A 15,536-nucleotide genomic window follows, 5' to 3' on the forward strand; every position below is an offset into this window, starting at 1 on the left:
GGCTCGGCGCGTTCCCGGGCCCGTTCCCGCTCACCCCGCCGGGAGCGGCCCCGGGTCGGCCACGATGGCCCGGACGACCCGCACCGCCGCGCCCAGCAGCGGGCCCCGGCGGCCCAGCCGGGAGACCGTCAGCCGGTCCTCGGACCACGGCCGCACCGTCACCCGGGCGGCCAGTTCGGCCCGCATCGCGGGCAGCAGCCAGGGCGCCAGCCGGGCGTAGCCGCCGCCCAGCAGCACCTCGGCCGGGTCCAGCAGGTTGACCGCGCCGGCGGCCGCGGTGCCGAGCGCGGCACCGGCCCCGGCGAGCGCCGCGAGGGCCGCCTCCTCCCGGGCCCCGGCACGGTCGGCGAGCAGCGTCACCCAGTCGCCCCGGGCACCGGTCAGACCGGCCGCCCGCAGCACCGCCGCCTCGCCCGCGTACTGCTCCAGGCAGCCGTGCGCCCCGCAGGCGCAGCGCGGCCCCTCGGGGTGGACCGGCACGTGGCCGAACTCGCCGGCGAAGCCGCCGGCCCCGCGCAGCAGCCGGCCGCCGACCACGATCGCCGCGCCGACCCCGGCCTCGGCGGAGACGTACAGGAAGTCCTCCGGGCCCTCGCCCAGCCAGCGCTCGGCCAGTCCGCCGAGGTTGGCCTCGTTGTCCGCCTCGATCGGCAGCTCGGCCAGTCCGCCGCCGGCCGCCCGCAGCGCCGGGCGCAGTACGGCGGCCAGCGGGACGTCCTCCCAGTCCAGGTTGGCGGCCCGCTGGAGCACCCCGCCCGAGCCGCCGACCAGCCCGGGCACGGCCAGGGTGAGCCCGGCCGGGCGCAGCCCCGACTCGGTGACGGCCTCGCGCAGCAGGTCGGCGAGGTCGGCCATCACGGCGGCGGGCCGGCGCCCGTGGTTGGAGACCTCCCGGCGCCGCCAGGCGCGGACCTCTCCCCGCAGGTCGACCACGCAGGCGCCCAGGTGGCGCACCCCGATCTCGGCGCCGAGGCCGCCGGGCCCGTCCGGGTTGAGGCCGAGCGCGGTGCCGGGGCGGCCGACCTTGCCGCTGGGCGCGGCGGGGCCCTCCTCGACCACCAGGCCGACGGCGATCAGCTGTTCGGCGAGCGAGGAGACGGCGGCCCTGGTCAGGCCGGTCCCGGCGGCCACCTCGGCGCGCGAGCGCGGTCCGCTCGCGATCGTCCCGAGCACCAGGGCCAGGTTGGCCCGGCGCATCCCCTGCTGGCTGGCGGGCCCGGTCCGGACGGGGTCCGGCTCGTGCATAAGGCTCACCTCGCCCCTTTACGGCACATCCCGTGGCATCTCGGGTGCAGCGTAGCCGGGTTCCGGCGGCGCCGTCGTCGGCGCCGGGGCGGGCTCGGCCGGGGTCCGCCCGGCGGGCGGGGCGAAGACCCACCGCCGCATCGCCCAGTAGCGGAACAGCATCGCCGCGAAGGTTCCGACGACCATTCCGCTGAGGAAGTCCGCGACCTCCTGCCGGAAGGGCTCGACGTACGGCTCGCGCAGGTCGAGCAGGTAGCGGGAGACCACCAGGGGGACGTCGTTGACGGCGATCGCCACGGCGCTGACCAGGACGAACATCAGCACCTCGCGCTGCCGGCCGGCGGCCCGGAAGGCCCAGCGGCGGTTCAGCACGTACGAGACGACGGTGCCGATCACGGTGGCGACGGTCAGCGCGACCACCGGTTTGTGCTCCAGCACGGTGAACTTGAGCTCGACGTCGACCACCGTGGTGAGCACGAAGCAGCCGCTGCCGACCAGCAGGAACTTCACCAGCCGGCGGTGCCGTACCAGGAAGGGGCGCAGCCGGTCGGGCACCCGGGCCAGCGCGCGCTGCGTGGGGGACGGCATCTCCGCAGTCTCGCACGCGGGCGTGCCGCCGGCCCTGCGGACCGCCGACGGCCCTTTCGGGGCGCCGGCGACCCGAAAGGCCGACGGTTCCGCGGTGCGCGGTGCGCCGCCCGGGCCGCCGCTCCGGGCGGCCCGGGCGACCGGTCAGGCGGCCACCAGCACCGTGGCCCCGGCCGGCTCCAGCGCCAGCTCCAGCACCTCCCGCACGTCCGCCACCGGGTGGACGGTGAGCCGTTCCAGCACCTCGGCCGGGACGTCGTCCAGGTCGGCCTCGTTGCGCTTGGGGATGATCACCGTGGTGACCCCGGCCCGGTCGGCGGCGAGCAGCTTCTGCTTCACCCCGCCGATCGGCAGCACCCGCCCGGTCAGCGACACCTCGCCGGTCATCGCCACGTCGGTGCGCACCTTGCGGCCCGAGAGCAGCGAGGCCAGCGCCGTGGTCATGGTGATGCCGGCGCTCGGCCCGTCCTTGGGGATGGCCCCGGCCGGGATGTGCAGGTGCACACCGCGGTCCCGCAGCGAGGTGACCGGCAGCTCCAGCTCGGCGCCGCGCGAGCGCAGGTAGGAGAGCGCGATGTGCGCGGACTCCTTCATCACGTCGCCCAGCTGGCCCGTGAGGGTCAGCCCGGTGCCGCCGGTCTCGGCGTCGGCCAGCGAGGCCTCGATGTAGAGGACGTCGCCGCCGGCGCCCGTCACCGCGAGGCCGGTGGCCACGCCGGGGACGGCGGTACGGCGCTCGGCCGGCTCCTGGGCGGACTCCGGCACGTGGTGCGGCCGGCCGATCAGGGCGCGCAGGTGCTCCGCGCCGACGGCGGCGGGCAGTTCGCGCTCGCCCAGCTCGGCCTGTGCGGCGATCTTCCGCAGCACCCGGGCGATCGAGCGCTCCAGGGTGCGGACGCCCGCCTCCCGGGTGTACTCCCCGGCGAGGCTGCGCAGCGCCGACTCGTCCACGGTGACCTGCTCGCCGCCGAGGCCGGCCCGCTCCAGCTGGCGCGGGAGCAGGTGGTCGCGGGCGATGACGACCTTCTCGTCCTCGGTGTAGCCGTCCAGCCGGACCAGCTCCATCCGGTCGAGCAGCGGCTCGGGGATGGCCTCCAGCACGTTGGCGGTGGCGAGGAAGACGACGTCGGAGAGGTCGAGCTCGACCTCCAGGTAGTGGTCCCGGAAGGTGTGGTTCTGCGCCGGGTCCAGCACCTCCAGCAGGGCGGCGGCCGGGTCGCCCCGGTAGTCGGAGCCGACCTTGTCGATCTCGTCGAGCAGGACGACCGGGTTCATCGAGCCGGCCTCCTTGATCGCCCGCACCAGCCGGCCGGGCAGCGCGCCGACGTAGGTGCGCCGGTGGCCGCGGATCTCCGCTTCGTCCCGGACGCCGCCGAGCGCGACCCGGACGAACTTACGGCCCATGGCGTGGGCCACCGACTCGCCGAGCGAGGTCTTGCCCACGCCGGGCGGGCCGACCAGGGCCAGCACCGCGCCCCCTCGACGGCCGCCGACCAGCCCGAGCCCCTGGTCCGAGCGGCGCTTGCGGACGGCCAGGTACTCGACGATCCGCTCCTTCACGTCGGCCAGGCCGGCGTGGTCGGCGTCCAGCACCGCGCGGGCGCCGGCGATGTCGTACGCGTCCTCGGTGCGCTCGTTCCAGGGCAGCTCCAGGACGGTGTCCAGCCAGGTGCGGATCCAGGAGCCCTCGGGCGACTGGTCGGAGGAGCGCTCCAGCTTGTCGACCTCCTTGAGCGCGGCCTCGCGGACCTTCTCGGGCAGGTCGGCGGCCTCGACCCGGGCGCGGTAGTCGCCCTCCTCGTCTGCGGCCTCGCCGTTGAGTTCGGCCAGCTCCTTGCGGACGGCCTCCAGCTGGCGGCGGAGCAGGAACTCCTTCTGCTGCTTGGCCACGCCCTCCTCGACGTCCTTGCGGATGGTGTCGTTGACCTCCTCCTCGGCGAGGTGGTCGCGCAGCAGGGTGAGCGCGTACTCCAGTCGGGCGACCTGGTCGGCCTCCAGCAGCACCTTGAGCTTCTGCTCGGCGGTGGCGAAGGGCGCGTAGCCGATGTTGTCGGCGAGCTCGCCGACGCCCTCGATCTGCGCCACCCGGTCGACGATCTGCCAGGCGCCGCGCCTGCGCAGCCACTGGGTGGACAGCGCCTTGTACTCCTTGACCAGATCGGCGGCCCGGCCGGCCACCGGGGTGCCCACCGAGGACTCCCGGAACGGCGTGGTCTCCACCCAGAGGGCGGCGCCGGGGCCGGTGGTGCCGACGCCGATCCGGACCCGGCGCACGGCGCGCACCAGCGCGGCCGGGTCTCCGTCGGCCAGCCGGCCGACCTGCTCCACGGTGGCCAGCGTGCCGGCCGCCGCGTACGAGCCGTCCACCCGCGGCACCAGCAGGACCTGCGGCTTGCCGGTGCCGGTGGCGGCGGCCCGGGCGGCCTCGACCGCGGCGCGCACCTCGGTGTCCTTCAGGTCCAGCGGGACGACCATGCCCGGCAGGACGACCTCGTCGTCGAGCGGCAGCACGGGCAGGGTGAGCGGAGTGGACGTCGATGCCATGATCTCTCCCCAGTCAGCGAACTTGAGTCGACCTGACTAAGGCCTGGCGGCGGCCGGATGTTCCCGACCCCCTGTTCGCCGTGAGCGAACGCCGATCGGCCCCCACCGCGTCGCACCCGGCTCCGTCAAACGGGCCCGGGCGCGCCTCGGAGAATCCTGGGAAGAGGCCCCGGGTCCGTACGGTTCCGGCCGGGCGACGATGTCAACGCGCCGTGCGCACCCGCGCGGGCGCACCGCCGGCGGCCGTCGCGGCGGCCGGGCGCGGCCTCGGCGGGCGCCGCTCGATCCGGCGCAGCCAGCGCCACAGCGCGACCCCGGTGAGCACCGCCGCCGGGTGCCCCACCCCGGTGATCACGTCCTTGTCGGCGGCGATCTGCTGGGCGATCATCAGCCCGGCGCCGCCCAGCGCGAGCAGCCGCCCGCGCCAGGAGAGCAGCCCGGCCACCGCGCCCAGGCAGGCGAGCACGCCGTAGCTGACCCCGATGTCCAGGTAGTCCATCGCCTCGGGCGCCATCCGCCCGGTCTCCACCGCGGTGATCACCACCCCCTGGGAGAGCAGCGTGGCCGCGACGTGCCCGACCGCGAACACCGCCGCCGCCCGGGCCGGTCCGACCCTGCGCTCCAGCGGCGCGAGGGTGAGGGCGAATCCCCACAGGTAGGGCATCCACACCTCGCCGGCCACCCAGAACCCGCTCAGCACAAGAGCGCGCAAAGGGTGCTGGAGCAGGTTGTGCCCGTCCGAACTGGAAGCCTCCTGCAACCGCTGGACGAGTTCCGGATCGGCGAGTTTCGCGAAGGTCGTGGTGGCTCCCACGACGGCGAGGTATCCGAGCGTGAAAGGCGTCGTCCGGGGTGTCGGCACCCGTCCCAGCAGCCACTCCACGACGCCGGTGCGCAGCCCGAGGCGGAGCATTCCGTACGGCGCTCCCGCGGCTCCGCGCCCGTCGGCGCCCCGCCCGAGTCCCGCCATGCCGCCTCCGCTCCACGCCACGCCCGCCGGCTCCTCACCAGGTGCCCAACGCACGGGCGCGCACCGCGGATTCCGCCCGGTCGGATGTTGTCGTGGCCACGGTACGTCGAGGTTCTGAGAGGCACCTGGGAAAAGCCCGTGAAGACCGTCGCCGTAGCGGACCGCCGGATTCCCGACATTGGTCCAGACCTTCTCCCGGTTGACCCCTCAGTAGGGCCTCTGACCGGCGACTTGGCGTCAACTGAACTGCATACGTACCGTTACGCAGTGAAAATTCGCCGGGTAAGGTATCGGCCCGTGCCCACTCGTGCAGTGGGTCCGAGGGCGGCCCGAAAGCCGGCCCACGGGCCGGAAACGTCCGGTCCACCTGCCGGGAAGCATCCGCTGTCCGTACGCTGCGAAGTGCGCGGGAGAAGTGGGCGGCCGACCATCCGTCCTCGGCTCCCGATCGCGCGGCGGGACGGCGGACCCGGCACAGTCCACGACGGAACAAGACTACGAGCGGAGCCCCGCCATCCCCACAGGTGGCCGGCCCGCAGCCCTGGGGGCGGTGGCGTGACCGTGACAGAAATCCAGCAGGACAACCACAACACCGGTGGCACTGTGAGCAGCCAACGCAGAGTCCTGGTGGTGGAGGACGAGCCCACGATCGCCGAGTCGATCGCCGCCCGGCTGGGCGCCGAGGGATTCAAGGTCGCCGTGGCCCACGACGGCCCCGGCGCGGTCGACGGCTTCCACACCTGGCAGCCGGACCTGGTGGTCCTCGACATCATGCTGCCCGGCTTCGACGGCCTGGAGGTGTGCCGCCGGATCCAGGCCCAGCGCCCGGTGCCGGTGCTGATGCTCACCGCCCGCGACGACGAGACGGACCTGCTGGTCGGCCTCGGCGTGGGCGCCGACGACTACATGACCAAGCCGTTCTCGATGCGCGAGCTGGCCGCCCGCGTCAACGTGCTGCTGCGCCGCGTCGAGCGCGCCCAGCAGGCCGCCCGCACGCCCGCGCTGGGCAGCCTGCGGTTCGGCGAGCTGGAGATCGACCACGTGCAGCGCCGGGTCCGGCTGGCCTCGGGCGACGTCCACCTGACGCCGACCGAGTTCGACCTGCTCGCCTGCCTGGCCGCCCAGCCGCGCGCCGTGCTCACCCGCGAGCAGCTGCTGGCCGAGGTCTGGGACTGGACCGACGCGTCCGGCACCCGCACGGTGGACAGCCACGTCAAGGCGCTGCGCCGGAAGATCGGCGCCAGCTGGATCCGCACCGTCCACGGCGTCGGCTACGCGCTGGAGGCCCCGCTCTCCTGACGGCGCCGAGCGGGCGACGGGCCACCGGGGGGCCCGTGTCCGGACGACGCCGTGCCACCACGCGGGGGGACAACGCGGGGACCACAGGGGACCATGACCTTTCCACAGCAACGCAACGGGGAATCCGACGGCACGCGGCAGCAGAACCTGGCCGCCCGCGCCGCCCGCCGGGTCTGGGCCGACATCCGGCCGCTCGACCCGGTCCGCTCGATCAAGGGCAAACTCGCCCTGCTCGTGATCGTCTCCGTGTTCCTGGCCACCGGGATGGTGGTCGTGGCGATCCGGTCCGAGACCCAGATCCGGATCATCGTGGTCTTCTCCATGATCGCCTCGCTGCTCTTCATGCAGTTCCTCGCGCACGGGCTCACCGCCCCGCTGCGCGAGATGACGGCCGCCGCCCGCGCGATGGCCTCCGGGGACTACAGCCGCCGGGTCGAGGTGAGCTCGCGCGACGAGATCGGCGAGCTGGCGGCCGCCTTCAACGCCATGGCCGCCGACCTCCAGGCCGCCGACCGGCACCGCCGCGAACTGGTCGCCAACGTCTCGCACGAGCTGCGCACGCCGATCGCGGCGCTGCGCGCCGTGCTGGAGAACGTGGTGGACGGCGTCGTCCAGCCCAACCCGGCCACCCTGGGAGCGGCGCTGGAGCAGACCGAGCGGCTCGGCCGGCTGGTCACCCACCTGCTCGACCTCTCCAAGATCGACGACGGCGTGGTCGACCTGGACGCCCGCCCGTTCGAGGTGCGCGAGTTCCTGGACGGCGTGCTGCGCGGGGTCACCGTGGACGGCGCGACGGCCGGCGGCGCCTTCTCCCGGCGCGGGGACGTCCGGCTGGCGCTGGAGGTCAGCCCCACCGGCCTGACCGGCGTGGCGGACCCGGAACGGCTCCACCAGGTGGTCGCCAACCTGGTCGACAACGCCTGCAAGCACTCCCCGCCCGGTGGCACCGTGACGGTGCGGGCGAGACCGGAGGGCGGGGCGGGCGGCCTGCTGCTGGAGGTCGAGGACGAGGGCCCCGGCATCCCGCCGGCCGACCGCACCCGGGTCTTCGAGCGGTTCGGCCGCAGCGGCACCGCGACCGCCGCCGGACCGGGCGCGGACGGCGGCACCGGACTGGGCCTGGCCATCGCCCGCTGGGCGGTGGACCTGCACGGCGGACGGATCGCGGTGGCCGAGTCCCCGCGCGGCTGCCGGATCGAGGTCCGGCTGCCCGGACAGCGCCAGGGCGACGGTCAGGACATTTGTCACAGATCCGACACAGAGGCATACGAAGATCGTTAGAGGATTCGACCGAAGTTTTGTCCGCTTTGGTCCTGGTATGTACCGTGATCGACGCTGATCGGTTCCCCTCAGATGCGGCTTTCTAACGCACTTTTTCAGCCAAAGTGCAGGTCAGCACTGTGATCTGGGCGACGCCTGGGCCCCGGGGACTGCGCGATCACCGGTCAGGGGCGTAGCCTTAATCCCCGCTGTCCAAACATCCCAAAAGGAAGCGGAAGAGGGCGGTTGCCGCCGTGTCGCCACAGTCCCCTGAAACCCCCAACAGCTCGGCAAGTTCCACTGGCTTCGGCCCCAATGAGTGGCTCGTCGACGAGATCTACCAGCAGTACCTCCAGGACCCGAACTCGGTCGACCGAGCCTGGTGGGACTTTTTCGCCGACTACAAGCCCGGTACCGAGGTGACCCCAGTGACCCAGGCCGCGACCCAGGCCGGCCCCACGCCGACCCCTGCCGCTGCCCCCGCCGCCGCTGCTGCTCCGGCCCCGGCCGCCGCTGCTCCGGCCGCGCCCGCCGCCGCCCCGGCCGCTCCGGCCCCGGCCCCGGCCGCCGCTCCGGCCCCGCTCGCCGCCGCGCCCGCCGCGCCCCCGGCCCCCAAGGCCGCCGCCCCGGCGCCGGCCGCACCGGCCGCCGCCGCCGGCCCCGAGCTGGTCCAGCTGCGCGGCCCGGCGAAGGCCGTCGCCACCAACATGGACGCCTCGCTGGAGGTGCCGACCGCGACCTCGGTCCGCGCCGTGCCGGCGAAGCTGTTGATCGACAACCGCATCGTCATCAACAACCACCTGCAGCGCGCCCGCGGCGGCAAGGTCTCCTTCACCCACCTGATCGGTTACGCCCTGGTCCAGGCCATCAAGGCCGCCCCGGGCATGAACCACAGCTACAAGGTGGAGGACGGCAAGGCCTTCCTGGTCAAGCCGGAGCACGTCAACCTGGGCCTGGCCATCGACCTGGTCAAGCCGAACGGTGACCGCCAGCTGGTCGTCGCGGCCATCAAGAAGGCCGAGACGCTCGACTTCTTCGGCTTCTGGCAGGCCTACGAGGACATCGTCCGCCGGGCCCGCGCCAACAAGCTGACCATGGACGACTTCACCGGCGTCACGGTCTCGCTGACCAACCCCGGCGGCATCGGCACCGTGCACTCCGTGCCGCGCCTGATGCAGAACCAGGGCACCATCGTCGGCGTCGGCGCCATGGAGTACCCGGCCGAGTTCCAGGGCTCCGCCCCGGAGACCCTGTCCCGCCTGGGCGTCTCCAAGATCATGACGCTGACCTCGACCTACGACCACCGCGTCATCCAGGGCGCGGCGTCCGGCGAGTTCCTGCGCGAGATCCACCGCCTGCTGCTCGGCGAGAACGGCTTCTACGACGAGATCTTCGAGTCGCTGCGGATCCCGTACGAGCCGGTCCGCTGGGCCACCGACGTCGCCACCACCCACGACGACGAGGTCAACAAGACCGCGCGCGTCATGGAGCTGATCCACTCCTACCGGGTCCGCGGTCACCTGATGGCCGACACCGACCCGCTGGAGTACAAGCAGCGCAAGCACCCCGACCTGGACGTCACCACCCACGGCCTCACCCTGTGGGACCTGGAGCGCGAGTTCGCGGTCGGCGGCTTCGGCGGCCAGAAGATGATGAAGCTCCGCGACATCCTCGGCCTGCTGCGCAACACCTACTGCCGCACCGTCGGCGTCGAGTACATGCACATCCAGGACCCGAAGCAGCGCAAGTGGCTGCAGGAGCGCCTGGAGAAGCCGTACGCGAAGCCCGAGCGCGAGGAGCAGCTGCGGATCCTCCGCCGCCTGAACTCGGCCGAGGCCTTCGAAACCTTCCTGCAGACCAAGTACGTCGGCCAGAAGCGCTTCTCGCTGGAGGGCGGTGAGTCGCTGATCGCGCTGCTGGACGCGACCATCGACGCCGCCGCCGAGCACCGCCTCGACGAGGCCGTCATCGGCATGGCCCACCGCGGCCGCCTGAACGTGCTGGCCAACATCGTCGGCAAGCCGTACGGCAAGATCTTCGGCGAGTTCGAGGGCAACCTCGACCCGAAGTCGATGCACGGCTCCGGCGACGTCAAGTACCACCTCGGCTCCGAGGGCACCTTCACCGGCCTGGACGGCGAGACCATCAAGGTCTCGCTCGCCGCGAACCCCTCCCACCTGGAGACGGTCGACCCGGTCGTCGAGGGCATCGCCCGCGCCAAGCAGGACATCCTGGACCAGGGCGGCACCACCTTCCCGGTGCTGCCGATCCAGATCCACGGTGACGCGGCCTTCGCCGGCCAGGGCGTCGTCGCGGAGACCCTGAACATGTCGCAGCTGCGCGGCTACCGCACCGGCGGCACCGTGCACGTCGTGGTGAACAACCAGGTCGGCTTCACCGCCGCCCCGGCGTCCTCGCGCTCCTCGATGTACTGCACCGACGTGGCCCGGATGATCGAGGCCCCGATCTTCCACGTGAACGGCGACGACCCGGAGGCCGTGGTCCGCGTCGCGCGGCTCGCCTTCGAGTTCCGCCAGGCGTTCCACAAGGACGTCGTGATCGACCTCATCTGCTACCGCCGCCGCGGTCACAACGAGGCCGACAACCCGTCGTTCACCCAGCCGCTGATGTACGACCTGATCGACAAGAAGCGCTCGGTGCGCAAGCTGTACACCGAGGGCCTGATCGGTCGCGGCGACATCACCATGGAAGAGGCGGAGCAGGCGCTCCAGGACTTCCAGGGACAGCTGGAGAAGGTCTTCGCCGAGGTCCGCGACGCGGCCCAGGCGCCGGCCGACGCCACCGCCGGCAAGCCGGTCGCCGACTTCCCGGTCTCCATCCGGACCGGCATCTCCCAGGAGATGGTCAAGCGGATCGCCGCCTCGCAGGTCAACCACCCGGACTGGCTGACCGTCCACCCGCGCCTGATGCCGCAGCTCCAGCGCCGCGCCGCCTCGGTCGAGGACAACACCATCGACTGGGCGATGGGCGAGACCCTCGCCATCGGCTCGCTGCTCATGGAGGGCCACCCGGTCCGCCTGGCCGGCCAGGACAGCCGCCGCGGCACCTTCGGCCAGCGGCACGCCGTCCTGATCGACCGCAAGACCGGCGAGGACTACACCCCGCTGCAGTACCTCACCGAGGACCAGGCCCGCTACACCGTCTACGACAGCCTGCTGTCGGAGTACGCGGCCATGGGCTTCGAGTACGGCTACTCGCTGACCCGCCCGAACGCGCTGGTCATGTGGGAGGCGCAGTTCGGCGACTTCGTCAACGGCGCGCAGACCATGGTGGACGAGTACATCGCCTCCGCCGAGCAGAAGTGGGGCCAGCACTCCGGCGTCACCCTGCTGCTGCCGCACGGCTACGAGGGCCAGGGCCCGGACCACTCGTCCGCCCGCCCGGAGCGCTTCCTCCAGCTGTGCGCGCAGAACAACATGACGGTCGCCATGCCGACCCTGCCGTCGAACTACTTCCACCTGCTGCGCTGGCAGGCGCACAACCCGCACCACAAGCCGCTGGTCGTCTTCACCCCGAAGTCGATGCTGCGTCTGAAGGCCGCGGCGAGTGCGACCGAGGAGTTCCTGTCCGGCTCGTTCCGCCCGGTCATCGGCGACACCACCGTCGACCCGGCGCAGGTCCGCAAGGTGGTCATCACCGCCGGCAAGTTCTACTACGACCTGGCGGCGGCCCGCACCGAGCGCGGCGTCACCGACACCGCGATCGTCCGGGTCGAGCGGCTCTACCCGCTGCCGGTGGCCGAGCTCCAGGAGGAGCTGGCCCGCTACGGCGACAACGTCCAGTTCGTCTGGGCGCAGGAGGAGCCGGCCAACCAGGGTGCCTGGCCGTTCATCGCGATGAACCTGGTGGACCACCTCCAGGTCGTCATCGGCCGGACCGGCGGCGACGCCCGTCTGCGCCGCGTCGCCCGCACCTCCGCCTCGTCCCCGGCGGTCGGCTCGGCCAAGCGGCACGCCGCCGAGCAGCAGGCGCTGGTCGAGGAGGTCTTCGCGCTCTGACGCGCTGAAGCCCCGCGGTCTCCACGCCCGTGGCCCCGTCCTCCCCACCGGGAGGGCGGGGCCACGGGCGTTCGTGCGGGGCCGCGGGCGTTCGTGCCCGCCGCCCGTTTGGTTCCAGCTCTGCAACCAATCCGGGACCGCGGTGCGCGCACTCCTGACAGATCGATAGGTTATGGCTCGCCGGTCGGCAGCCCCGGCGCCCGTCGACGCGCCCGGCCGCCACGGCCGTACCGCCTCACCGCTCTCCCAGGGGGATCCACCACATGACCGCCGACACGCCTCGGGACGCCGGCCAGCTCCCGCCGGTCTTCCAGCCCCTCCTCCCGGACGACCCCCGGGAGGTCGGCGGCTACCGGCTGTTCGCCCGCCTCGGCGCCGGCGGCATGGGCCGCGTCTACCTCTCCTACACCCCGGGCGGGCGCCCGGTCGCGCTCAAGGTGGTGCGCCCGGAGTTCGCCGAGGACGGCGAGTTCCGCCGCCGCTTCGCCCAGGAGGTCAGCAGCGCCCAGCGCATCCACGGGCTCTACACCGCGCAGGTGATCGACTCCGGCGGCCTGGACGGCGACGCCCCGTGGCTGGTCACCGCGTACGTCCCGGGCCCGTCCCTCCAGCAGGTGGTGCGCGAGAACGGCGCGCTGCCGGTGCGCACCGTGCTGCTGCTGATGGGCGGCATCGCCGAGGCCCTCCAGGCGATCCACAGCGTCGAGGTGGTCCACCGCGACCTCAAGCCCGCCAACGTGCTGGTCGCCGGGGACGGCCCGCGGGTGATCGACTTCGGCATCGCCCGGGCCGCCGACGCCACCGCGCTGACCGGCACCGGCTACCGGATCGGCTCCCCCGCCTTCATGTCCCCCGAGCAGGCCCAGGGCCGCCCGGTCACCCCGGCCACCGACGTCTTCGCGCTCGGCGCGCTGGCCGCGTACGTGGCCGGCGGCACCGCGCCGTTCGGCGACGGCCCGGACACCGCGGTGCTCTACCGGGTGGTGCACGAGGAGGCGGACCTCACCGCCGTCCCGGCGGACCTGCGCGAGCTGGTCCAGCGCTGCCTGGCGAAGTCCCCCGAGGACCGCCCCACGCCCGCCGAGATCATCCAGGTCGCCCGCAACCACCCGGAGGTCGGCGGACAGCTGCGGTTCGGCGACGACTGGCTGCCGCGCGAGGTCAACACCGAGATCACCCGCCGCTCGGACCTTCCGCAGCAGCAGTTCCTCCAGACGCCGCCCACCCCGCTGCCGGCCGCGCCCGCCGCCCCGCCGACCCAGCCGCCCGCGATGCCGGCCGCTCCCCCGCCGCCGGCCGGCGCCCCGACCCACCCGGCCACCGCGGCGCACCCGCCGCAGCAGCCGGCCACGCCCCCGGCCGGCTTCACCCCGCCGCCGGTCGGCTCGTACGGCGCCCCGCAGCCGCCCACCGAGTCGCCGACCGCACCGGTGCTGCCCGCCCCGCCGACCGCCCGGCTCCAGCCGGAGCCCCCGTCCTACGACACCCCGCCGCCCGGCCCGGTGGTGACGGCCGCCCCGGCGCCCGCGCCGGAGCCCGAGCCCGGCCGCAAGGGCGGGGTGTCCTGGAAGGTGCTGCTCACCGTCGCCCTGGTGATGGCGGTCGGCGGCACCGCGGGCGGCGTGGTGCTGATGAAGAAGCTGGGCGACGACAAGAAGTCGGACACCAACTCCTCCGCGCAGCAGAACCCCGGGCCGACCGGCGGGCCGGCGCCCGCCCCGGCCCCGACGTCGGCCGGCCCGAGCGCCTCCGCGTCCGCCACCACCGGTCCGGTGACGGCCTCGACCCCGAAGCCCGGCCAGAGCACCGTCTCGGCCCCGGCCCGGCCGACCGGCTACTCCCCGATGCTGGACAAGAAGTCGCTGGCGATCCCCGGCGCCGAGTACTCCTCCGACGCCTACCGGATCGACCTGGACGCGGGCACCGTGGTGCCCCGCTCCAACGACATCAAGTGGGGCCTGGGCGTGGTCAACGCCGGCGGCACCGGCGGCAGCCGGGCCAACTCCTTCACCAGCTACGGCGACGACAAGTCGGACTTCGCGGTGATCACCGAGCCGTCCGTCACCGCCGAACAGTGCGCCGCCGCGATCGACTCCCGGCCGGACACCGACCTCTCGTACAACCGGGTCGCGCCGGGCCGGCTGCTGTGCGTCCGCGACCGGGTCACCCGCAACATCGCCATCGCGGCGATCGAGCAGGCGGACTCGACCACCGGGGCCGCCAAGGTCACCGTCAGCACCTGGCGCGCCAGCTGACCGGACTATCCTGACCAGGTCAATCCCCATCGGACCGGAGCGAACCGTGTACTTCACCGACCGAGGCATCGAGGAACTGGAGAACCGGCGCGGCGAGGAGGAGGTCACCCTGGGGTGGCTGGCCGAGCAGCTGCGCACGTTCGTCGACCTCAACCCGGACTTCGAGGTCCCGGTCGAGCGGCTGGCCACCTGGCTGGCGCGACTCGACGACGAGGACGACGAGTGACCCGGTGACGGCGCCGTGGGGCCCGGGAGGCGATCGCCTCCCGGGCCCCACGCGTGTTCGGGCACGGAGCCCGGCCGTCCCCGTAGGGGAGGACTCGGGGAGGGATCGGGGACGGATCGGGGTCGGGATCCGGGTCGGCACGCTTGACTCTGCCAGCACGCGATATATCGTCTTTAAAAGAGAACGCGATACATCGCGATCGGCAACGGGAGGCGGCAGAGATGAGCCAGTGGACGGTCGAGGGCACCGAGAGGATCACCTTCGACGAGCCGGTGCGCGCGCTGCACGTGCGGACCATCGAGGGCACCGTGAACGTGGTCGCGGCCGAGGGCCCGGCCCGCCTGGAGGTCACCGAACTGGTCGGCGACCCCCTGCACGTGACCCTGGTGGACGGCGTCCTGACGGTCACCTACAAGGACATCAACAGCTGGGGCGAGTTCGGCGACTGGCTCAAGTCGGTCGGCTCGGTGAAGAACTTCTTCGGCTCCTTCAAGCGCAAGCGGATCGCGGGCGTCACCGTGGCCGTCCCGGCCGGGGTCGAGGTCAAGGTCGGCACCGTCTCGGCCCACGCCACCGTCAGCGGCGTCGACGGGCACGTCTCGGTGCAGAGCGCCAACGGCGACACCACCCTCGCCGGGGTGACCGGCCGGATCGAGGCCAGCACCGTCACCGGCGACGTGGACGCCCAGGCCGTCGGCGGCCGGCTGAAGGTCAACACCGTCTCCGGGCAGCTCACCGTGATCGCCGGCACCGCCGACCGGATCCAGGCCAACACCGTCACCGGCGCCGTCACCCTGGACCTCGACGTGGCCGGCGAGACCGACGTCAAGGTCAACACCGTCAGCGGCGCGGTCGTGGTCCGGATCCCCTCGCTGGCCGACGCCACCGTCGAGGCCGGCTCCACCAGCGGCGACGTCTCCAGCACCTTCGAGGAACTCCAGATGAGCAGCACCTGGGGCGCCAAGAAGATCTCCGGCCGGCTCGGCGAGGGCCGCGGCAGCCTCAACGTCACCACCGTCTCCGGCGCGGTCACCGTGCTGCGCCGCCCCGACTCGGAGGAGGAGGGCCCGGTGGTGGTCAAGGAACTCCCGGCCGGCCCCGGCACCCCGAACCTCACCAAGGAGGCCTGA

Annotated in this window: 10 protein-coding genes; 6 read left to right on the plus strand and 4 right to left on the minus strand. The window is 73.3% G+C overall.

From position 1 onward, the window contains the following. Window positions 1-30: 30 nt before the first annotated feature. From ACFWP2_RS05150 to ACFWP2_RS05165, 4 genes are all read right to left on the minus strand, one after another. Entirely contained in the window at window positions 31-1,245 is a 1,215-nt protein-coding gene (locus tag ACFWP2_RS05150; RefSeq protein WP_380448423.1) for an ROK family protein, read from the minus strand. 18 nt (window positions 1,246-1,263) lie between these two features. Continuing rightward, entirely contained in the window at window positions 1,264-1,833 is a 570-nt protein-coding gene (locus ACFWP2_RS05155) for a GtrA family protein (RefSeq protein WP_380448426.1), read from the minus strand. A 144-nt stretch (window positions 1,834-1,977) separates the two neighbouring features. After that, window positions 1,978-4,377 (minus strand): endopeptidase La, encoded by a 2,400-nt coding sequence (gene lon / locus ACFWP2_RS05160; RefSeq protein ID WP_380448428.1) that lies wholly within the window; start codon window positions 4,375-4,377, stop codon window positions 1,978-1,980. Window positions 4,378-4,579: 202 nt separating this feature from the next. Next, complete coding sequence (locus ACFWP2_RS05165; RefSeq protein ID WP_380448430.1) at window positions 4,580-5,368, minus strand: rhomboid-like protein; 789 nt, start codon at window positions 5,366-5,368, stop codon at window positions 4,580-4,582. A gap of 540 nt (window positions 5,369-5,908) precedes the next feature. Here ACFWP2_RS05165 and ACFWP2_RS05170 point away from each other — a divergent pair. From ACFWP2_RS05170 to ACFWP2_RS05195, 6 genes are all read left to right on the plus strand, one after another. Further along, complete coding sequence (locus ACFWP2_RS05170) at window positions 5,909-6,646, plus strand: response regulator transcription factor (RefSeq protein ID WP_030057574.1); 738 nt, start codon at window positions 5,909-5,911, stop codon at window positions 6,644-6,646. A 93-nt stretch (window positions 6,647-6,739) separates the two neighbouring features. After that, window positions 6,740-7,927, plus strand: coding sequence for a sensor histidine kinase (locus tag ACFWP2_RS05175; protein WP_380448432.1), 1,188 nt, complete (start codon window positions 6,740-6,742; stop codon window positions 7,925-7,927). 233 nt (window positions 7,928-8,160) lie between these two features. Further along, window positions 8,161-11,925 carry a multifunctional oxoglutarate decarboxylase/oxoglutarate dehydrogenase thiamine pyrophosphate-binding subunit/dihydrolipoyllysine-residue succinyltransferase subunit gene (locus ACFWP2_RS05180; RefSeq protein WP_380448434.1) on the plus strand — a complete coding sequence of 1,255 codons (3,765 nt, stop codon included), beginning with the start codon at window positions 8,161-8,163 and terminating at the stop codon, window positions 11,923-11,925. Between the two features lie 263 nt (window positions 11,926-12,188). Beyond that, the gene (locus ACFWP2_RS05185) at window positions 12,189-14,180 is read left to right on the plus strand and encodes a protein kinase (RefSeq protein WP_380448436.1); all 1,992 of its coding nucleotides are present in this window, start codon (window positions 12,189-12,191) and stop codon (window positions 14,178-14,180) included. A 46-nt stretch (window positions 14,181-14,226) separates the two neighbouring features. Beyond that, entirely contained in the window at window positions 14,227-14,406 is a 180-nt protein-coding gene (locus ACFWP2_RS05190) for a DUF6104 family protein (protein ID WP_049649445.1), read from the plus strand. A 221-nt stretch (window positions 14,407-14,627) separates the two neighbouring features. Next, window positions 14,628-15,536, plus strand: coding sequence for a DUF4097 domain-containing protein (locus ACFWP2_RS05195; protein WP_380448438.1), 909 nt, complete (start codon window positions 14,628-14,630; stop codon window positions 15,534-15,536).

The organism is Kitasatospora sp. NPDC058444, from assembly GCF_042721415.1.
Lineage (GTDB): Bacteria > Actinomycetota > Actinomycetes > Streptomycetales > Streptomycetaceae > Kitasatospora.

Bases quoted from the DNA above. Each gene is read 5' to 3' on its own strand.
- ACFWP2_RS05150 (WP_380448423.1), bottom strand. From the start codon at position 1,245: ATGCACGAGCCGGACCCCGTCCGGACCGGGCCCGCCAGCCAGCAGGGG.
- ACFWP2_RS05155 (WP_380448426.1), bottom strand. From the start codon at position 1,833: ATGCCGTCCCCCACGCAGCGCGCGCTGGCCCGGGTGCCCGACCGGCTG.
- lon (WP_380448428.1), bottom strand. From the start codon at position 4,377: ATGGCATCGACGTCCACTCCGCTCACCCTGCCCGTGCTGCCGCTCGAC.
- ACFWP2_RS05175 (WP_380448432.1), top strand. From the start codon at position 6,740: ATGACCTTTCCACAGCAACGCAACGGGGAATCCGACGGCACGCGGCAG.
- ACFWP2_RS05185 (WP_380448436.1), top strand. From the start codon at position 12,189: ATGACCGCCGACACGCCTCGGGACGCCGGCCAGCTCCCGCCGGTCTTC.
- ACFWP2_RS05195 (WP_380448438.1), top strand. From the start codon at position 14,628: ATGAGCCAGTGGACGGTCGAGGGCACCGAGAGGATCACCTTCGACGAG.